18 protein-coding genes are annotated in these 19,647 nt (G+C 69.0%); 7 read left to right on the forward strand and 11 right to left on the reverse strand.

Features of this window, described 5'->3' with window-relative positions:
- Positions 1–100: 100 nt before the first annotated feature.
- Together ACLJT4_RS17175 and ACLJT4_RS17180 are read right to left on the reverse strand one after the other, a co-directional pair.
- Positions 101–898 carry a WXG100 family type VII secretion target gene (locus ACLJT4_RS17175; protein ID WP_411123196.1) on the reverse strand — a complete coding sequence of 266 codons (798 nt, stop codon included), beginning with the start codon at positions 896–898 and terminating at the stop codon, positions 101–103.
- Entirely contained in the window at positions 895–1,203 is a 309-nt protein-coding gene (locus ACLJT4_RS17180; RefSeq protein ID WP_038526525.1) for a hypothetical protein, read from the reverse strand. The genes ACLJT4_RS17175 and ACLJT4_RS17180 overlap by 4 nt, the downstream gene beginning before the upstream one ends.
- A 238-nt stretch (positions 1,204–1,441) precedes the next feature.
- On the opposite strand from ACLJT4_RS17180, the gene ACLJT4_RS17185 reads away from it, so the two are divergent.
- The 3 genes from ACLJT4_RS17185 (at position 1,442) to ACLJT4_RS17195 (ending at position 5,801) form a co-directional block, all read left to right on the forward strand.
- Entirely contained in the window at positions 1,442–1,843 is a 402-nt protein-coding gene (locus tag ACLJT4_RS17185) for a hypothetical protein (protein WP_411123197.1), read from the forward strand.
- 704 nt (positions 1,844–2,547) lie between these two features.
- A complete protein-coding gene (locus ACLJT4_RS17190) occupies positions 2,548–4,755 on the forward strand; it encodes an ATP-binding protein (RefSeq protein WP_411123198.1) in 2,208 nt (735 codons plus the stop codon).
- A complete protein-coding gene (locus tag ACLJT4_RS17195) occupies positions 4,752–5,801 on the forward strand; it encodes an SUKH-4 family immunity protein (RefSeq protein WP_411123199.1) in 1,050 nt (349 codons plus the stop codon). Before ACLJT4_RS17190 ends, ACLJT4_RS17195 begins: the two co-directional genes overlap by 4 nt.
- Positions 5,802–6,017: 216 nt before the next feature.
- On the opposite strand, the gene ACLJT4_RS17200 is transcribed toward ACLJT4_RS17195, so the two are convergent.
- Positions 6,018–6,566 carry a hypothetical protein gene (locus tag ACLJT4_RS17200; protein WP_411123200.1) on the reverse strand — a complete coding sequence of 183 codons (549 nt, stop codon included), beginning with the start codon at positions 6,564–6,566 and terminating at the stop codon, positions 6,018–6,020.
- A 201-nt stretch (positions 6,567–6,767) separates the two neighbouring features.
- Positions 6,768–7,106, reverse strand: coding sequence for a hypothetical protein (locus tag ACLJT4_RS17205; protein ID WP_411123201.1), 339 nt, complete (start codon positions 7,104–7,106; stop codon positions 6,768–6,770).
- A 363-nt stretch (positions 7,107–7,469) separates the two neighbouring features.
- Here ACLJT4_RS17205 and ACLJT4_RS17210 point away from each other — a divergent pair, with 363 nt between their 5' ends.
- Both ACLJT4_RS17210 and ACLJT4_RS17215 read left to right on the forward strand, forming a co-directional pair.
- Entirely contained in the window at positions 7,470–7,802 is a 333-nt protein-coding gene (locus tag ACLJT4_RS17210; protein ID WP_411123202.1) for a WXG100 family type VII secretion target, read from the forward strand.
- A gap of 77 nt (positions 7,803–7,879) precedes the next feature.
- Positions 7,880–8,896, forward strand: a complete 1,017-nt coding sequence (locus tag ACLJT4_RS17215; protein WP_411123203.1) for a PE-PGRS family protein — start codon at positions 7,880–7,882, stop codon at positions 8,894–8,896.
- 632 nt (positions 8,897–9,528) lie between these two features.
- Here ACLJT4_RS17215 and ACLJT4_RS17220 read toward each other — a convergent pair.
- From ACLJT4_RS17220 to ACLJT4_RS17250, 7 genes are all read right to left on the reverse strand, one after another.
- Positions 9,529–10,878, reverse strand: a complete 1,350-nt coding sequence (locus ACLJT4_RS17220; RefSeq protein WP_411123204.1) for a S8 family peptidase — start codon at positions 10,876–10,878, stop codon at positions 9,529–9,531.
- An 88-nt stretch (positions 10,879–10,966) separates the two neighbouring features.
- Positions 10,967–12,481: a WXG100 family type VII secretion target gene (locus ACLJT4_RS17225; protein ID WP_411123411.1), complete on the reverse strand. Its 1,515-nt coding sequence runs from the start codon at positions 12,479–12,481 to the stop codon at positions 10,967–10,969.
- Positions 12,482–12,580: 99 nt separating this feature from the next.
- Positions 12,581–12,892 carry a hypothetical protein gene (locus tag ACLJT4_RS17230; RefSeq protein ID WP_037633014.1) on the reverse strand — a complete coding sequence of 104 codons (312 nt, stop codon included), beginning with the start codon at positions 12,890–12,892 and terminating at the stop codon, positions 12,581–12,583.
- Positions 12,885–14,060, reverse strand: coding sequence for a type VII secretion-associated serine protease mycosin (mycP, locus tag ACLJT4_RS17235; protein ID WP_411123205.1), 1,176 nt, complete (start codon positions 14,058–14,060; stop codon positions 12,885–12,887). Before mycP ends, ACLJT4_RS17230 begins: the two co-directional genes overlap by 8 nt.
- A 304-nt stretch (positions 14,061–14,364) precedes the next feature.
- The gene (locus tag ACLJT4_RS17240; protein ID WP_016572249.1) at positions 14,365–14,655 is read right to left on the reverse strand and encodes a WXG100 family type VII secretion target; all 291 of its coding nucleotides are present in this window, start codon (positions 14,653–14,655) and stop codon (positions 14,365–14,367) included.
- 130 nt (positions 14,656–14,785) lie between these two features.
- Positions 14,786–15,106, reverse strand: coding sequence for a WXG100 family type VII secretion target (locus tag ACLJT4_RS17245; protein WP_016572248.1), 321 nt, complete (start codon positions 15,104–15,106; stop codon positions 14,786–14,788).
- A gap of 413 nt (positions 15,107–15,519) precedes the next feature.
- Positions 15,520–17,187, reverse strand: a complete 1,668-nt coding sequence (locus tag ACLJT4_RS17250; RefSeq protein WP_411123206.1) for a type VII secretion protein EccB — start codon at positions 17,185–17,187, stop codon at positions 15,520–15,522.
- A gap of 185 nt (positions 17,188–17,372) precedes the next feature.
- Here ACLJT4_RS17250 and eccE point away from each other — a divergent pair, with 185 nt between their 5' ends.
- On the forward strand, positions 17,373–18,746 hold the full coding sequence (gene eccE / locus ACLJT4_RS17255) for a type VII secretion protein EccE (protein WP_411123207.1): 1,374 nt from the start codon (positions 17,373–17,375) through the stop codon (positions 18,744–18,746).
- Entirely contained in the window at positions 18,746–19,588 is an 843-nt protein-coding gene (locus ACLJT4_RS17260; RefSeq protein WP_016572245.1) for a hypothetical protein, read from the forward strand. Before eccE ends, ACLJT4_RS17260 begins: the two co-directional genes overlap by 1 nt.
- Positions 19,589–19,647 lie beyond the last annotated feature (59 nt).

A 19,647-nucleotide genomic window follows, 5' to 3' on the forward strand; every position in this document is an offset into this window, starting at 1 on the left:
GCGACGACGGCGGTGGGGCGTCCCTCTCAGGAGGGGCGCCCCACCGCCGTTTTCCGTTGTCCCGTCCCCGGCCGCCCCGTGCTGGCCGGGGACGGTGCGGTCAGCCGAAGGCGCCGTGCTGCGTGACGTCCGGACCGGGCGGGGCGGACGCGCCCTCGGCCGGGCCGGCGGCGGACCCGGCGGCGGACCCGGCGTCGGGAGTGGTGCCACCCGTCGCCTTCTCCGCGGCCTTGTCCGCCGGCTTCTCGGCGTCCTTGCCGGCCCCCGCCTTCTGCTCGGCGTCCTTCTGCCGGGCGGCGTCCTTGGCATCCTGCTCGTCCGCCGCGCGCTGGGCCTCGGCCGGGTTCGTCCGGACGCCCTTGGCGATGCCTTCACCACCTCGGGTGGCGGCCGCGCCGTCCCGGGGCGTGTCGAACGGGTCGGGCCCGTGGGCGGCCGTGGAGGAGTCCCACTGGTGCCGCAGCTGCGGGGCCTGGCCCTGGCCGCCCCCGCCCCGGCCCTGCTTGCCGAACGCGCCGCCGAGGCCGTTGGCGAGCTGGCCCAGCGCCATGAAGCCGTAGGCCATGTCCCGGCCGGACGACTGGGTGGCGTTCTGCGCGCCGCCCGCGGGGGCGGCGGCGTGGTCCCCGCCGGCGCTGCCGGTGGAGTGCGCGGCGGCGGCCTCGTCCAGGTCGGCGGCGGCCAGCTCGAACACCGGCAGGGAGTCGTCGACGGACCGCTTCAGCTGGTGCCACTCGCCGGCGAACGCCTCCCCCGCCGGGCCGTGCCAGTCGGCCGCGGCGGCGGTGCCGACGTGCCGGTCCAGGTCGCGGACGAGTCCGTCCAGGTGCTTGCCCATGTCGCGCCAACCGGCGGCCGCCTCGTGCAGCGCGTGGGGATTGCGTCGTGGCTCGGTCACTTGGTGCTCCGCATGATCTCGACGAGCTCGTCCTCGGCGGCCTGGGTGTTGGCGACGGTCTCCTTGATGCCGCCGCCGACCGCGGCGAGCCGCTGCTGGAGCTGGGCCAGGGCGCGCTCGGCCTCCTCGAACAGTTCGCGGTAGGGCCGGGCCTCCTCGTCGCTGCCGAAACCATCCCTGAGCGCTTCGGCGTCCGCGCGCCGTCTGAATGCGCTCAGTTGCCGGCTCAGTTCTTCCGCACGATTCTCGAAGGTCGTACCGAGCTTGTGCAACGCCTCGGTACTGAGCCGGACTTCATCGGACATCATTTCTCCCCGAATTGAATGACAGCGACCTGCTGAACATCGCTCCAGGTCTAGCACACCGGCAATAGCCCGGAAGCCCCTCGCGGAGTGGCTTCTGTGTGCAGCGCGTAAGGGACGCGGAGCAATATGCGGCAATACCGACAACCCCGCCTTGACGACCCGTTCACTTCCGTCATTACACTCAGGACGCCGGTGCAGCACGCGCGGTTGCTGTGCCACCACGTACGAGGGGGCAGACATGAACGAAGAGCGGCAGATCCAGGACGAGGACCTGATGGACGTCGCCCAGGATCCTGAGCAGGCGCACCGTCTGCGGAAGGCGCTGAAGGTGCTCGCGGACAACCCGAATGTGGGTGGCAAGCTCCAGGAGATGGCCAAGGAAGTGCTCTCCGGCCGTATGGGCATGAAGGAGGCCATCGAGACGCCCGGTTACATGGACGCGCTGGGCGACCGGCTGACCAAGATCCGGCAGGCCGCCGAGGAGCAGACCATGGCCGAGCGCGAGGAGTCCCGCGCGAAGTTCGCCGAGTGGCAGAAGAAGCAGGAAGAGGAGGACGACCGCGAGCGCGCCGAGCGCGACGGCCCGAGCCTCAACCTCGTCACCGGCCCGCGCCGCGGCAACGGCCGCGGCCACCGCTGACCCTCCGCCGCGACGCGGCGAGCCCACCGGCCAGGGCCCGTGCCCGGACCCTGCCCGCACGGCGAGCGCGCAGCGGGTGGCCGGGACCGGAGGTCCTGCGGCAGGAAGACGATCCGCCCTCCCCGGCCGGTGCGCCGGCCCGGGAGGGCGGATCGTCGCGTTCGCACCCCGTCCGGGACGTGCCGGTCCTCCCCCTCCGCCCGGCGCCGCCGCGGGACACGGACACCCCGGAGAAGAACGCGTCGGAGTACAACGGTCCGGACAAGAACGGTGCGAAGGTCCGCGGAGATCAGCGGAGATCAGCGGAGATCTGCGGAGTTCAGTGAGATCAACCGGCCCGACGACCAGAGCCCGGGAAAGGGCGCCCCGTAAAAGAACAGGTCGGACAAGAGCCCGACACCGCGCGGAAATCACCAAAGGGAAATAAGCGGGTAAGGAGGGTGCGGCGGAGAGGAAGAAGAGGGGAGTTCGATCAGTTGGAGCGGATATGTCGTTCCTCGAACCGCGGGCCCCGGGAAGCCCAGAGCCCTCGTCCGTCCCGCACTGCGCCTCCTTTTCTCCCGTGGTCAGCACGCTCCTGTGTGCCAGTTCCGGAACAGCCGCCCCTCGAACGTCGCACCCGCCCGGCCCGGATCATAGGATCTATCCCGTACACGCACGGATCCGCGGAAGTGGTGGCGGGATAGATGGGGGACGAGGAAGTCATGAGCGCCTCAGGCGAAGCAGCCGGCGCGGGGGCCGGATACGCGCCGCACCCGTACATCGGCGGCCGCAGCGCCGCCCTCCGGGCGCTGGCCGCCTGGCGTATGCGGTGGCCGGGCGCACCACGGGTCGTCGCCCTCACCGGTAACCCCGGTAGCGGGCGTTCCCGCGTGGTCGCGGGCTTCCTGATGCTGTGCGACCCCGAATACCGCAAGCAGCTCCCGGTGGACGACCTGGACCCGGCGACGGTCCCCCCGGACCTCCCGGCACCGGTCGTGCCGGACGTCCGGGGCCTGACGTCAGCGCAGGTGCTGTGGCTGCTCGCCGACCACCTTGAGCTGGCCGCCGGGCGCGCGACGGACGTCTTCGCCGAACTCGGCGCCCGCGAGGAGCCGTTGGCGATCGTCGTCCCGGACGTGGACCGGGCCGGGCCGGTGCGCGCCGCCGGCGAGCCGGCGCGCCTGGTGCGCGAGGTCCTCGCGCCGCTCGCCGCGACGCCGACGGTCCACCTGCTCGCCGACGTCCCCCGGGAGCTCGCCGCCGAGTTGGCCGGCGCGCTGCCGAGCGGCCAGGTGCAGGTGATCGACCTCGACGCGCCCGAGTGGGCCGACCCCGAGGGTCTGGTCCTGCACGCCGAGACCGCGCTCGCCCCGGAGGCCGGCGCCCCCGACCTGCCGTACACCACCGACCCGGCCGCCCGCCGGGAGCTCGCCGAGGCCCTCGCCCGGCGCGCCGGCGGCAGCCGGCTGACGGTCCAGTTGGCGGTGCAGTCGCTTTTCGCCCACTCCGAGGGGTTCGATCCCGAGGACGAGGCGCAACTGCCGGCCACCGTAGGCGACGTCCTCGACCTGCACGCCCGCCGTCTGGGCGCCGATCCGCAGACGCTGCGGCAGATGCTGGCGCCGCTGGCGTTCGCCGAGGGCGACGGGCTGCCGGTCGAGCTGTGGCGCCCGCTGGCGGACGCCGTCGCGGGCCGCGACATGGGACGCGTCCTCGCCGACGGGATGCTGCTGGCCGCGCCGTTCGTGGAGCCGGTGGAAGCCCCCGTGGACGAGGACGACGAGGCTTCCGGGCCCGAGGCGCCCGCCGAGCCCGCGGTCCGCACCCTGGTCCGCCTGACGCACCCGGCCCTCGCCGCCGAGATCCGCTCGGGCCTGCCGGACCCCCGGGACACCCAGACCAAGATCGCCATGGCGCTCCTGGAGGCGGTGCCCCAACAGGACTGGTCCCGCGCCGACCACTACGTCCGCGACCACCTCGCCGGACACACCCTCGACGCCGGCCTGCTCCCCCAACTCCTCGTCGATCCGGGCCTGTTCACGCACGCCGACCCGATCGCGCTGCGCACCGCCATCGAGGCCGTGCCCCTCGACCAGTTGGGCGCACCGGCCCGTACGTACCTGCGCACCGCGCCCCTGCTGACCCGTTCCGGGGCCCCGGCCGACATGCGCGCCGCGCTCCTGGAGACCGCGTTCGTCGAGGACGACCTCCAGCCGTACGCGGAGGCCCTGCACGGGCTGGGCCTGGACCTGCCGTGGCGCACCCTGTGGAGCGTGCCGCTGGCGGGCGTGGCCTCGGTGGCGGCCGGCAGCCTGCCGGCCGCGGAGGAGGCGGACCCGGCGGCGCCCGGCGCCGGCCGCCGTCCCGTCGTCGCGCTGGTCGTCCCCGCGGGCACCCCCGGCTCCCGGGCGGTGCCGGCCGCGGACCGCCCGGAGTCCGAGGCGTCGGCGGATCAGGGGCCCTCCCCCGCGCAGCCGTCCACCGCCACCGCCCTCCTCTTCCACGACCTCCTCAGCCCCGGATACGTCGAGGCCGACCCCGCGCAGGTGCTGCGCCCGTCGGACGAGGAGCGGGCCGCGGCCCCGTACGGCCTCAGCCGGGGCTCCGACTACCTCCGGGTATGGGACCGGGCCAGCGGCGACGTGGTGACCGCGCTGATCTCCGACTCCCCGTTCCGCGACGCCGAGCTCACGCCCGAGGGCGTCCTCGTCGTCGCCACCGAACGGGGGGTGACGGCACGTCAGATCCTCGCGCCGGCGCCCGCACCGGCCCCGGCCACCGCGACCGCCGAGGCACCCGAGGTCGCGGCCCCCACCGTCCCCGCCCAGGCCGCCGCACCCACCCAGGCCGCCACCGCGCCCGCCGGCACCACCTCCGCCGACGCCGCCGCCCACGGCCGTTCCCACGGCCCCGAAGGAGACCACTCGTGAACACCCAGGCGCAGGCAGGCACCACCGCCCAGCCGCCGGTCACCGGCCCCGGCAACACCGCCGTGGCGACCTACCTCGACCCCTCCACCGGCGAGGAGACGAGCCTCGCCCAGGTCTCCCGCCCCGGCCTGCCGCCCGCCGAGTACCAGCTGTTCGACGCGTTGCGCCAGCTGGGCGTGGACGGCGCCGCGGTCCGCGCGGTCCACACCGACCTGCGACCGGCGATGCTCCCCGGCGGCTACACCGGCGACTTCGTCCTGCGGGCCTTCCCGAACGCCGCGTTCTCCTGCACCACCGAGTACGGCACGAGCCCCGAGGAGCGCGCCGCGGGCATCGCCGGCCTGGTCCAGCAGGTCGAGACCATGCACCGGCTCGCGGGCCGCCAGGCGCCGCCGCAGCCGCATCGCACCCCCGCCCCGCGGGTCGTCGCCCCCGCGCCGGCGCTGCCCACCGCGGACCTCGGCGCCCACCTCACCGAGGTCTTCGGCGCCGACGGTGTGCGCCGCCCCGACGCCGGAGCGCTCGCCGCCAGCCAACTCCCCGAGGACACCCGGACCACCCTCATCGAAGCCGGCCTGCCGGCCCGGGTCCCGTACTTCTTCACCGCCGACGACCCCGCCGCGCCGCCGGCCGGCGGACTCTTCGCGGACGTCGCCACCCACCTCCGCGGTGCCGGGACGCAGGCCCCGCCGGAGGTCCTCGACATCCTCGCCGGGTACGTCCGCGTCGGCACCGACGGCCTCTACACCCTCGCCGTCCAGTGCACCGCCCCGGAGGACGACCCGAACCAACTCGGCACCCTGTGGGCCGTCCAGCCCAGTACCGGCGGCGCCCGCTTCGTCAACCGCTCCCTCGCCGCCTACCTGCGCTCGCTGACCCTCCTGGTCACCACGCGCCGGCAACTCGCCGGCCTCGACCCGTATGCCGCGGGCGCCGCGGTCGCCGCCTTCCAGGAACAACTCGTGGCCCTCGACGCGTGGTCCCTGGACGACCCCGACAACTGGTGGTCCCTGGTGACCGAGCAGATGTGGCACGGGTTGTTCTGACTGCCCCAGACCGGCGCGGGCCGAGGTGACTGCGCCCGGCTCCGTCCGTTCCGCCCAACCGAGGCGGGAACGGACGGAGCCGGGCGAGACTTCCGGCTTCCGCACGGTCCGAAGCGCCCTCGCCTCCACCACCCAGCGGGCTCCCTGCTCGGCTGGAGCGCCTACTCGGCTGGGGCGTCTAAAGGAAAGAGGCGGGCTCCGCGGGAACGAAGGAGGCTAGTCCTCCTTCTGCATCCTCTTGACGAACGTGTCCGACATCTTGCTCAAGGTGGCGTCGAGGGCGTCCCGCTTACCGCTCCCGAGGAACTTCACCGTGCCGACGAAGTGACCCTCGTGGATAACGATCTGCTGGTCGTCCCGGCTCGCCCCCGAGGCCCCCACGAACACCATGCTCTCGGATCCGAACTTGTCGGCGTTCAAGGTCCGGTACTTGGAAGGGGTGTGCCGGATAGAGGTGTTCCACTTCCTGAAGGCGTATTTGGCCGCGGTGTCGTTGCGGTACACGATCACGTCGAAGAGAAGGCGCTTGCTCCCATCGCCGTTCCCATAGCCGGTATGCCCCTCAGCCACGGCGTCCTCACACCATCCCGAGGGCATGTCCGCGGTGAAGCTGCACTTTTTGCGGTTCAGGGCTCGACTGGACGGCTTGTTGATCACAGTTCCGAGTTCCGCCGGCATGCTGTCACGGGGCGGCAGGACATTCTCGGCCGCCTGGGAGCCACCCAGCTTCGAACCCGTCCCACATCCCGCCAGAACGAAGGTCATGGCAAGCACCACAGCCCCGAACCCCGGCACCTTCTGGCGTCCACCGAACCACACAGCAACTCCTAGGATCTCGACACACCGATCTCACTTGTATCAGGAGCGGATGACATTGCTGGAGCCATCCGTGGTTCCGCCTCCGCGCGGGCCGGGCATACAGGGACAACCCTCTCCCCCGCATTCACACACCGGGGCCCCAGGCGCTCAAGGCAAGAGCAACCAGTCCGCCGCCAACGCGGCAGCCAGCCCGATACCCAGCAGCCAACTTCCCAGCCGCGTACGCCCGTTACGAGCAAGTTCGATGACGACTCCACAGAGCACAAGCGCCGCCCCGTACACCCCGACAACCAACACCGACCCACGGGAAGCCAACCTCAGCACCAGCAACACCGCCATCACGGCCATCATCACCGAGGCCAACACGACGCGCATGACACGCGCTTGACGCGGCGTCAGCCTCGCTCGACGCTCACCCTCGCCCCCAGGGGGCACCTGATCACTCCCATCAGGCTCATCACTGTCGGCCGCGTCGGCTATGTCCATGAGCGGAAATGCTACGGGACGCCGCGCAGCCCCATGCCCCGAGCCGCTGCGACGCCGCACGCAGCTGACGTCACCATCGCCCGCCCTGGAGGGCACGACTGGCCCCCGACACACAGCTCACCCACCCGACCCCCACAAGTCGACCACACTCATCCTCACCACCACCCTAAATTCACCAATTCCACGAGTTTCCACCAGGGCCCCAGCCGGACCAATTGGCAAAAATCCCAACGCTGTTCGCCCCACCCAACGGGTCCATGAGGGCCACCGCTCTCGCCTTGACACGACTCCACGCAGATCGCCTAATGTGAGACCGTTAGGCGTGACGAGCAAGGTGCGGAGCGCACCGCAAAGACGGGGGCGATGATGGCTGGCCAGGAATTTGATGTAGACCCGGACGTCCTGCGGACGCAGGGAAACTCTTTTGTCCACATCGGGAACGATTTCGCCAAGGCGTCGAAGAAGCTGCAGGACGACCTCAAGTCGATGGATAGTCCTTGGAAGGATTGCGACTTCGGCGACCTCTTCGACACGATCTACGTCCCCGTCCGGGACGGCATGTTCAAGTCGATGGACTCGCTCGGTGAGCGTCTCGAAGGCATCGGCCACAAGCTTGACGACATGGCCCGTTCGTACAGCGAGTCCGACGAGCAGGGCGTCCACACCATCAGCGCGGTCGGCCGCCCGCAGATCTGACGCACCCCCCGCACCCTTCACTTCCGCTCTCTCCATCCCACCAGCAATCGACTATCACCGCGCGGGGGACAATTACCGTGTCATTGACACTGCCAAGCGAGGTCAGCTGGGTGCTGAACCTCCTCGGCTACAACTGGCCGGGCGCCGACGAGGACGCACTCCACGAATGCGCCCAGATCTGGCGCAACTTCGCAGAATCGGTAAACCAGGCGCAGGAGCAGGGCTCCCTGGCCGCCAATCAGGTCGTCTCTGCCAACGCTGGTGACGCCGTCGAAGGCTTCACCAAGGAATGGGGCGCTTTCGGCGGAGGCGGCGCCGGCGGCAGCACCGGCGACCATTACCTCCGCGACGCCGCGGAGGCCGCCGGGATCATCGCCGACGCGTTCGACGCAGCAGCCATTGCCGTGCTCGCCGGCAAGATCGCAGTCATCGTCCAGCTCGTCATGTTGGCCGCCGAGATCATCGCCGCACAGGCCGCTGCCCCCTTCACTTTCGGCACATCCGAAATCGCCGCGGCCGGTGCCACCCAGGCGACCCGGCTGATCGTCCGCCAGATCCTCGACAAGATCAAGCACGAGGTCATGCAGGCGGCGACCAAGGCCATGGAACACGCCACCATGGACGCCATCAAGAAATTGGCGAAGAAGGCGGTCTCCCAGGAGGCTCGCAAGGTCGTCACGGACTACGCCAAGAAGCAGATCAAGGAAACGGTCAAGGACACCGTCAAGGAAAAGGTCGTCGACGCGGCCAAGACGAAGGCCCAAGAAGCAGGCACGGAGATGGCCCAGAACATCGCCGAGCAGGGCATCGAAACCCACTTCGGCGAACGCGACGGCATCAAGCTCGACGAAACCGCGGACATCGGCAAGAAGAAGGCCGAAGAGTACGTCGAGGGCGTCAAGCAGGGGGCGGATGAACTCACCGACCCCAAGACGTACGTCGATCACGCCCGGAACGACCTCACCGACCGCGGCCTGAACCAGGCCCAGAAGCAGGTCGACGCCCACACCGGCGGTGCCGCCACCCGCTACCAGGGAGCCACCGACGCCGCCAAGGAAAAGGCCAAGGGCACCGTCGAGGACGTCTTCGGCTGACCTCCGCTCTCCCTCACAGAGCCGCTGCACTCCGACCACCCAGGCCGGTGATGCAGCGGCTTTGTCGTGGTTTCAAGTCAACCCCCGGGGCACGTCCGTCGGCTTCCGCTGGCCTCCTCCGTCCCTCGCCGTACCGGTCTCGACGATCCACTCCGCCCACACGGCCTTCCCCGACCCACCCGGACGCGGAACAACACCCCATCCGGTCACGACCTCCGAGGATCAGCAGCCGGCGACCGCTCTCCGCCCCGTCCCCCTGCCCGAGACGACCACGACAACCTCCTCGCTACAGGTATCGGATATCTCGACACGGAACCGATGCGCGCCGCCCATCCCGGACCCGTCAGGCACTGCACGAAAGCTCGCTCGACAGAATTCCCCGAGGCGGCGTCACGTCAGATCACGGGCCAACCCGGGCGTCACACGGTGTAGAGATAGCTCCCATCGCGAGTTCACTCACTCCGACGTGGGTTTAGCGGATTCGGCAAGAGACCTCGAAAACGCGGACCGCGTCCCTCTTAGACTCATCCCTTCCAAACGCGCTTCGCTCTCAAATGCATTGAGGTCCGCCGCCCGAAGGCTGCGGACCTCAATGCACATGCGCTACTTTTCGCTGGAACTACAGCAGAGCCTCACTGACCGGGCGGCTGCGTGGGCGGACCCTGAGGGTAGGAGCCGGGCGCGCCGGGCCCGGGCTGCTGCTGGTACGGAGCCTGCTGCTGGTACGGCATAAAGCCGCCAGGACCACCCGGTCCACCAAATCCGCCCGGGGGCGGGCCATTACGACGGTTCTTCTTCCTAACCACCATCACCACAACCACGACGATGACCAGGAGAACGACCACGACGACGAGCATGAGAATGATGAAGGGGGCACTCAGACCCTTGTGGCTCTGGATCGTCAGGTTGCCGTTATTGTCGCCGGCTGCGCTGCTGGGGTCGGAAGACGGACCAGACGAGCCACCGCCCAGGGCGGGGAAGGGGCCGTCCTTGGAGCCAGCAGGAACGTCCTTGGTCAGCGCGCTGAGCGGATTGATGGACCCATAGCCGTAGTGCTGGTCCGGAAGCGACGTGCCCTGCTGGTCAGCCGGAAGGCTGGCCGTCTTGATCAGACGGTTCGCGATCTGCCCAGCAGTCAGGTCCGGGAACTTCGCACGAAGAAGGGCCGCGGCGGCGGAGACGTAGGCGGTGGAGTCGGATGTGCCGTCGGCCAGGCGGTACTTGCCGTGGATGTCCTCCACTGGACTGGCGGATCGAATGTTCACGCCTGGCGCAGTGAGCTTGAGGTTAGGGCCGTAGTTGGACTTTTGCCAGATGTGCCCCTGACTATCTACCGCCCCCACTGCGAGGACACCTGGCACTGATGCTGGGTTAGAAGCAAGGCCCCCGGAATTTCCGGTTGCAGCAACTAGCAACACATCATGCTTGCGAGCATAGTCAATGGCTGCTTGCTCCTCCGGCGTGACGGTGTCATTGCCTACGCCAAAAGACATATTCACAACACGGGCGCCATGGTCTACCGCATATCGCAACGGGGCCGCATAATCTGCCGCCTCTGACCCCGCCATGGCTCCAGAAGTCAGGTCCACTCCGATGGGGAGGATTTTGGCATCTGGAGCCAACCCCTTAACCCCGTCGGCCCCACCAGCCCCATGCCCGTGAGCAGCGATAAGCGAAGCCATGGCAGTCCCGTGCTCATTATCACCATGCGACTGATCCGCGGTTCCCCCGGTGACAAAGTTCTTTCCTGGGAGCACATTTCCCTTGAGGTCGGCATGGTCGCCGTCCACGGGGTCATCGATGACTGCGACCGTAATGCCTTTACCCGTCGAAACCTTCCAGATCGACTCGGCGTCGAATTTTTTCAACGGCCACTGTTCATTCCTGATCTGGTCTGCCGAAGCAACCGGCGCGGTGCCGAAGAGCAGTGCCCCCGCCACTACCGCGCCACCCACCGCACGCAGCGTCCGCGTGAAGCTCATGCCATTACACCTTCCTCACAGAACTGGGGCCCGCAGCCTGAGAGCTGCGGGCCCCAAGCATGTCTGCCGATTGCTTGCCTGGCCGTTCCTACTCGATGACCCGGGGAGCCACATTACGCTCCGGCGTCCAGGTCTCCTCGTCTTCCACGAGGTAGTCGGGGCGGTTGCCGTTCTGGCCCTCGCCCTTCCCCTTGGCCCCGTGGGCACCGTGCGCGCCACCCATCATGCCTGCCGGGCGACGTCCACTGCCGGAGTTGGTGCCAGCCGCTGCCCCACCGCGGCTGCGATGCAGGCCGGAGCCTCCTTGAGTTCCGCTTCCACCACTGGTCTTGCCGCCGGTCGAGCCGACGATCCCGCCCTTCTGTCGAGCCTGCGCGCCGCCGCCGCTGACACCGCCGCCGCCACGTCCGCCCGCACCCTTTCCGCCGCCTCCAGCGTGAGCGCCGCCCATGCCCGGCATACCAGGGCGACCGCTGCGAGCTCCGGTGCCTCCGGTTGCTCCAGTGCCACCGGGGCCGGACTTCACGCCGCCCGTGCCACCAGGCCCGTTCTTCACGCCGCCTGTGCCACCGGGGCCGGACTTCACTCCACCCAAGCCACCGGTGGGCAAGCCACGGGTCGGCATGCCGCCGCCGGGAATACCCGGCATGCCGCCGCCCCCTCCACCGCCGCTGGGGATGTGAACGCCGGTCCCGCCGCCCATGCCAGGGCCCGGACCACCTGCGTTGGGGATTTTGATGCCGGTGCCACCGCCGAGGCCGTCAAGGCCAGTCTTCACATCGGGCGTGTGCGGCTTCATCGAGCCCAGCCCGCCGCTGATGCCCTGCTGGTCCGGCATCTTGGGCGTCTCAGGCATTTTGGGGGTGGCGGACTTCATGCCCCGCGTGGGGATCTTGAGGTTGCCTCCGCCACCGCCACCTCCCGGCCCACTGCCTAGGCCCATGGGCATTGGCATACCGCCCAGATCCTTCTGGTCGGGACGCTCGTTGTGCTTGTCGTCCCACTTATTGCCCGGGGGAATCCCGGACCCCGGCTGCCGCAACCCCGTGGCTCGCGTCATATACGACGTGCCGAGAGTCTCCATGGCCACAGCAGCCTCAAGCCGCTTCTTCTGGTGGCTCGACAAGTTGTCCTTGTTTGCTTCAAGGATTCCGCTGGTGCTGGCACCTGACTTCAGCGCCTTGTCCAGGTCGTCATCGTCGATCTGGTCCGACCAGGGCATCTCGCCCCAGACGTCGTCGCTCCAGTTCCAACCGTCGTCGGTCGTGGAGACTTTGTCGACGGCCTTCTGGAGGTCCTGGGCCGTCGCGCCCATGACCTTCGCCGTCTGGACGGCGAAGGGAGCTCCGTTCTGGAAGTTCTCGACGATCTCCTGAGCCTTCTTCTGGAAGCGGTTGGCTGCTTCGCCGTGCCAGGACTCCATCACCTTGTTCACGGCATCGGTGAACCGCTTCTGAATTCCGCCTTGGCCGTCCTCGCCGACCAAGTCGTCGTGCAGGAGCTGCCAGTTGCGCGCGACGTCCCGGACCGTCTGGACGCTGGCGCCGTCCAACATCGACTTCAAGTTGTCGAGATTGTTCAGATTGAACTTGGTGTAGAACATGGTGTCCACGTAACGATCCGTGGGCACGCCGCCCGTGTCTCCACTCACCCCTCGTCCCCCTTCTTCCTCACCTAACCGTCAACGCCATAGCTGCCACTGTCAATGATGCATCTTGTTGCGCTGCTCGGCGTCGTCGTAGGCTTCCTTCGTCTTCTTGGACTTCTGACCGAATTCGTCGATCAGGTCAGTGATCTTCTTGACGATCTTTTCCTGGATGTACTGCTGCATTTCGGTGTGGGCGTTGTGCAGATCCTTCTGCTCACCGAAGGAGTTACCCAGGGCCTTTGGCGGCAGATACGTCTGGTTCTTGGCCCTGTTGTTCGGACCGCCCATGTCCTTCAGGATCTGGTTGAGCTCCTTCACCAACTGGTCGAGAGCGTCCAGATCAACGCCGTATTGCTCATTAGCCATGCTCGGCCTCCCCGTGTGATGTCAGTCCGGTCTTGCGGCGCCAGTCGCGCAAGGCGACCGAGGAGCCCACGACCGCGGCGACGGCAAGGAGGCCGCCGCCGACGATGTAGATGGCGATGCGGGCACGTCGTTCCTCGGTGGTTTCGCCGAGGGTGGCGACGGCCGGCAGGATGATGGAGCCGTCGGCCACACTGGAGGGCTTGTCGGGCTCGGGCGGGGCGACGGGCCGGGTGTCGTCGTTCAGCGCGGCCATCGGATTGACCACGCCCCAACCGATGTTGTTGTCCCGGCCCCGGCGGACCCGATCGGCGGTCTGCTCCAGGTGCCAGATGATCTGCTGCGGCCCCCACTTCTCCTTGTCGTTCAGGTGCTTGGCCATCAGAAGGGCAGCGGCACCCGTGGCGTAGGGAGCGGAGAAGCTGGTGCCCTGGTCGACGCAGTTGCCGCCGAGCGGGACGGTGGAGACCATGTCGACGCCGGGGGCCGCGATGCCGACGAAGCTGCCCGGCTGGGAGAAGGCCGCGCGCTCGTTGTTGCGGTCGGAGGCGGCGACAGCCATGACGTTGTCGAATTCCTCGCTGAACGCGGCGGGGTAGATGTTCTTCTCCGCGCCGCTGGCGCCGCTGTTGCCGGCCGAGGCGACGATCAGGATGCCGTTGTCCTGGGCCTTCTTGACCGAGGCCTTGAGCCTGGGCAGCAGCGACTCGGAGGCAGCCGTGCCCTGCGAGATGTTGATGATGTTGGCCTTGGCCGCGACCGCGTCGTCAATGGCCGTGGCGAGGGTGTCCGCGGTGCCCGCCTGCTCGTCGCTGGTCTGCTGGAACGGGATGACCTTGGCGCCGGGGGCCAGACCGTAGAAGCCGGAGGACGGACGGGGTTGGGCGGCGATGATGCCGGCGACCTTGGTGCCGTGGCCGACCTTGTCCTGGGTCGGCTTGCCGTCCTTGACGTAGCTCTTGCCGGGGCCCTCGATGACGCCCTGGAGCTGTTTGTTGCCCGCGTCGATACCCGTGTCGATCACGGCGACCCGGATGCCTTCCCCCTTGTTGCCACCCGCCCACATCTGACTGTTGATCAGGCGCTGGAGGGACCAGGGGGTCTCTTTGATGTCGTTGGTGCCGAACTTGCACTCGCCGTCTTGGAGCGGAACGTTCCCGTCGTCCGCCACCGCCGGCGCGGCGGCAACGCACGACAGGCCGGCGACGCAGGCCGCGGTGACCAGTGCACCCGTTACGCGACGACGATGCCCGGTTCGTAGACCAATGGCGCGAGATCCCACGGGTTGTCTGCTCTCCATAGGTGGGTTGGGGTAGGGCGAGGGGTAACGGCGGGAGAACTGGGGGCGTCCGTACGGACACCAGAAGGGCGAGCGCACTGGTGCAGCGCGCCCGCCCTCGTCGACCACTGTGCGAGCCGTCAGGGGCTGCTCAGCCGTGTGCCATCTGCACTTTACGCTCGCGCGCGATGCGCGGTCACTGCCAGATGCTGGCGTTCTTGCTCTCAGTGCTCTGGTAGTTCTGCGCGGCGGTGTCGAGCGCCTTGGCGATGGCCTCCAGCGTCTGCTGCAGGTGCGCGGCGCGCTGGTCCCACTCGCGCTGGCGAGCCTGGTAGCCCTCCTGCGCGGCGCCTTCCCAGCTGGCGGCGACCTTCTTGACGCCGGCCTCGAGGTCGTCGAGCTGCTGGCGGATGTTGTTGGCGGTCTGCCGCACATCAGAGCTCGCCTGGCTGATCGTGTGGAAATTGACCAGGATCTGGCCGGACATGGGGTCTCCTCAGGAGTTGTTGCTGCCTAGTCGATTCACATGCCGTGGCGAGGACCGGCACCGGCGCTGAGACCGGCGGGCCTGACCACGGCGGGTGGGCGAGAGCGCCGGGGTCAGCGGCGCGGCCCCATCATCCGAACGGGGACGCCTGGGCGGTGACGTGCGAGATCGACTGAGCCTGCTCCTCTTCGGAGGACTGGTAGTTCCCCGTGGTCTGGTCGACCGCTTCCTTGATCTCAGCCAGGAGCTGGTTGATCCGGTTGCCGTCCTCGTTCACCTGCGACTGCAGCTGGTGGTACGAGGAGGCGGCCTGGCCCTTCCAGCCCGAGGTGATGTTGTCGACAACCGTGTTCAGACGCTGGAGCTCGCCCTGGATCGCCTGGTTGACCGAGTCGATTTTGCCGCTGAACGCGACCATCTCCTCGTGAGTGAGTGTGAACTGACCGGCCATGGTCAACGTCCCCCATGAGACTCGTGCATCGGCCCGCGCGGCGCCGACGAGGGCAGTGCGCGGGTGGCATCTCCTGCTGACGCCTCCTGCCACATTACCTACTCGACACGCCAGTTCCCAACAGGGGGACGGCGGTCGTGACGGGATCACAACAATGTCAACTGGGCGTCGAGAAACCACCGTTCAGTGAAATCCGGCAGATGGGGTGGTTTCGGGCGCGCGCTAGTGGAGATTCCGGGGAGAAGTGGCGGCTTGGTGGAGCAATCCCGGTGCGGCGCGAGAGCTCGACTCCCGCACAGTGCACGGGACTTGGACATCACAGTGCGCAAGGGCCGGGCCCGGCACCACGAAAGGGTGCCGGGCCCGGCCCTGAGCGGAGTGAGCAACGACCGCCGATGGCCCTTCCGGTCGGATCAGGAAGCCTGCGGCTTGCTCGCGCTGGGGATGTCCAGGGACGGACCCGCAGAGAGCAGCTTGGACCACGCATCCAGGATGAGCGGCGGGTGCGCCTCGCCGTAGCCGAGATGGATCTGGGCCTGGTCCTGGTCCTGCTTGTCGCTACCGGCCTTGGTGGCGGAATCGTTGTTCCGCGGGATGGAGTAGCGCAGGCCGGTGTCGGTGACCAGGAAGAGGCTGCCGGACGTCGCCTTGGGGTTGGCGGCCTGTTGGTACAGCAGGCCGCTGCCGGGCGTGACGTAGGTGGTGGCACCCGGGGCGATCTTGGCCGGGTAGTCCTTGCCGACCCAGGTGGTCATGTCCGGGAGTCCGTTGGGGTAGCCGAGTGTGTCGACGCCCGCGAACTTGGTGGTGGTGCCCTTGTAGACGCTGCAGGAGACGCCGTTCGGCGTGGGCGAGGACAGGCCGCCGGTCTGGGAGCCGTGCGCGAAGTCGTTGGCCGCGGTGACCGGCTCCTTGGGCCAGGGATTGTCCAGTTCCGTGCCCTTCACCTTGCCGTAGAAGGTGTACGGACGGTTGTCGGTGTCCAGCTTGGGGTGGCGGATGCTTCCGGTGGCGACGCTCACCGGTTGCAGCGCCTTGCCGCTGTTGCCGTTCACCGCCGCGGCGTTGGGGCCCTGCTCCAGGAGGTTGGCCACGAAGTTGCTGACCTGTGCGACGCCGTCGAAGAGGACCACGTACTTCTGGCCGTTGCTGTCCTGGAGGATCGAGCCGATCTTGCGCGCCGCCGCCGGGACGTCGGAGTTGGAGACCTCGCGCCCCGCACCGGGCACGGTCGGCATGCTGATCGCGTACGGGCTCTTGATCAGCGTGTTCATGAACTCGGCGGTGACCTTCTGCGGTTCCGCTTGGGAGCCGAAGATGATCCGCCGCAGGCTCCGGTCGTCCTCGACGTCGGCGTGCTTCATACCGGCCCGCGCCTCGGCCAACGCCTGCCCCGCGTTGGCGATCATCTGGAACGCGAAACCGTTGCTGTCCACCAGCCACGGCACCCCGTCGGGATCCTCGACGTACAGGGCCTGGTGGAAGTCGAGCTTGCCCTTCTTGGGGTTGTCGATGTCCAGCTTGTCCTTGCCGTCGAGGACGAAGACGGCCTGCTGACTCTTGCTGTTCTCCCCGCTGCCTGGGCGATCACAGACCGCCCAGGTCTTGGCCTTGTCGGCCTGGTTCGCGGCGGGCAGCCGGTCCGGGGCGTACGGGATGCCGATGGCCGGACCGTGCGGCAGCTTCCCGTCCAACTCGGATTCCTTCACCTTGACGACCTGGAACTTCTTCGGGTCGAGAAGGAGCTTGGCGGAGGCCAGATTGAGAACGGGGTGGAGCAGCTTCTGCTTTTTGCCGTTGGCGTCCTTGCTTTCCAGTACGACATAGCGAGTGGTGGATTCGTCCCCGACGAGGACATTTGCCCCCACGGTGTCCCATCCCGCCGGGGCGACCGGCTTGAGAATGCCGCAGGCCCCGAATCCCACGAGCACCAGGACCCCCATCACCACACTGGGCAACACGGCCTTCAGCGGTCTCGGCGCGCTTTCGATGGAACCGTTCGGCAGCGGCTTCAGAAATGCCGCATTCGTGCGCTTTCGAGCGAACGAATACGCATTCAGCTCGTCCCGACGTGATGCCATTGTTGCTTTCTCTCCCCGCCTGTCGGATCCACATCGACCGCCCCCGGCACTCACGCCGTAGCGCCCTCTACTATGCCGTGTATCGATCGAGCCGTACGGTACGGGTGCCACCTTCCAACGCACCAGTCTCAGCGGCGGCCGATACGCCTAGAGGCACCACCACCAGTAGAGGAGCAGGCCGGGGGATGTCCAGCGCCACCAGGGCTCGACGCCGCAATGGGCGGCAACAGCAGCAACAGCCTTCCGCTGCACCGCAGAACGCGGGAAATGAGGGCCAAGACGGCACAGCTCCGGGCAGCAGAGGAAACGGGGGTCGGGCTGCGGCCGGACCGGTTTCGCCCCGGCTGCGCCAACAGGCCGGCACCATCGGCGGCGTCCGCGTCCAACAACTGGCCATCATCGAACTCGCCGCGGCACTGGTCCTGGTGGGCCTGTCGATGCATCACCCGGTGGCGCTGACCGTGGCCGTGGTGGTGGCGGTCGTCCTGGTCATCTTCGCGCTCGGCCGGCGCCGGAAGATCCCGCTGCCCGAGTGGATCATCACGGTGCGCGCGATGAACCGCCGCGGGAAGACCGCGGCCGAGAACCTCGCCGCCACGCAGGGCGTCGACCCCGCCTTCGCCCCGGTGGTGGAGTGCGACCCGGCGCTGCGCACCTACGAGTACACCGACGCCGAGCAGCGCACCATCGGCTTCGTCGGCGACGGCACGTTCCTGACCGCCATCGTCCAGGTGGACGCCCGTGACGAACCGCTGCGGCCGCAGCGCGGCAGCCACATGGTCCCGCTGGAGCTGCTGCACACCGCGCTGGACATCGAGGACATCCACCTGGAGTCCGCGCAGTTCGTCCAGTACACCCAGCCCGCGCCGGCGCCGCACCTGCCCGAGCAGGCCGTCGCCGCCCGCTCCTACGCGCCGCTCCAGGCCCAGTCGCAGACCCCCGCGGTGCAGCTGACCTGGATCGCGCTGAAGTTGGACCCGGAGCTGTGCGCCGAGGCGATCGAGGCCCGCGGCGGCGGCATGAACGGCTCCCAGCGCTCCCTGCTCCGCGCCGCCGACCAGCTCGTCAGCCGGCTCACCGCGCACGGCGTGCGCGCCAAGGTCCTCGACGAGCGCGAGGTGGTGGCCGCGGTCGGCACCGCGGTGTGCGTCAGCCCGCGGGCCGCGAACGGCGCGATGGGCCGGGACGGCCGGGCCGCCCGCCGCACCCAGGAGACCACCCGGGCGATGCGCTGCGACGACCGCTGGCACAGCACGTACTGGATCGGTCGCTGGCCTCAACTCGGCCGCGGCGGCGCCCCGTTGGCCGCCGTCACCCAGCTGTTGACCAGCACCCGTGCGATGGCCAGCACCTTCGCGCTGACCGCCACGCACGGCAGCGGCCGACTGCCGGCCATCTCCGGCTACATCCGGCTGTCGACCCGTAGCGACAACGAACTCTCCGCCGCGCAGACCGAGTTGGAGCGTCGTTCCAGCTCCGTCAAGGTCGGACTCGTCCGGCTCGACCGCGAGCAGCTGCCCGGCCTGCTGGCCACGCTTCCCCTCGGAGGTACCCGCTGATGGGCACTCCCACGTACCAGCCCCGCGTCAACGTCAGCAGCGACGGCTGGCGTACCCCGACGAACCAGGGCGTCTCCGGTGGTCGGCTCTCGCACCAGCCGCGCCCCGACGAGGAGCAGTCCGGGCCGACGGGTCCGAAGCCGCGCCCCGGTTTCGGCCTGCGCGGCCCGCGGCGCAACCCGCACGTGCTGACGGCCGAGTCGCTCGCCGAACTCACCCTGCCGGTCGGCGACGACGGCGTCATCATCGGCATCGACCCGCAGAACCAGCCGGCGGTGCTGAGCCTGCTGCGCCCCGCGCCGATGGAGATCGCGCTGGTCGGCAGCATGTGGATGGCCCAGGTGCTGGCGCTGCGCACGGTCGCCACCGGCGCCCGGGTCGCGGTGGAGACCGCCCGGCCGCCGGCCTGGGGCCAGATGGCGCAGGCCGCCGGTGGCGGTCAGCAGTGCGTCTCGGTCTTCGACGTGCGCCAGATCGCGCCGCAGGGACCGTCGGTTTCCAGCCCCGTCCTCGTCGTCCGCGACATGGGCGCGCGTCCGCCGCGCAACCAGCTCGCGCCGAGCCCCTGGCAGACCGTGCTGACGGTGCTGCCCTTCCTCGGGCCGCGTTCGCCGCAGATGCTCGGCCGGGCGGACCTGGTCGGCCTGCAGCGACTCTCGCCCGAGGAGGCCGAGGTTGTGACGCGGATCATGCGCCTGCCGGACAACGTCGGGGCGGTGCTGCCGACGCTGAGCGACAACGCCATGCTGTGGTGCCGGCGGGACGGCGGCCACCAGTTCGTCATGACCCAGCCCACCGAGCCGGAGACCAACCTGCTGGGCGGGCCGCGCCGCATGGACTGACCAGCGCACACCGGCCGGTTGTCCGCGGGCGTCACATGCGCCGCACGAAGCGACCGGCC

The organism is Streptomyces sp. x-19 (genome assembly GCF_046549115.1).
Taxonomy (GTDB): Bacteria; Actinomycetota; Actinomycetes; order Streptomycetales; family Streptomycetaceae; genus Streptomyces; species Streptomyces albulus_C.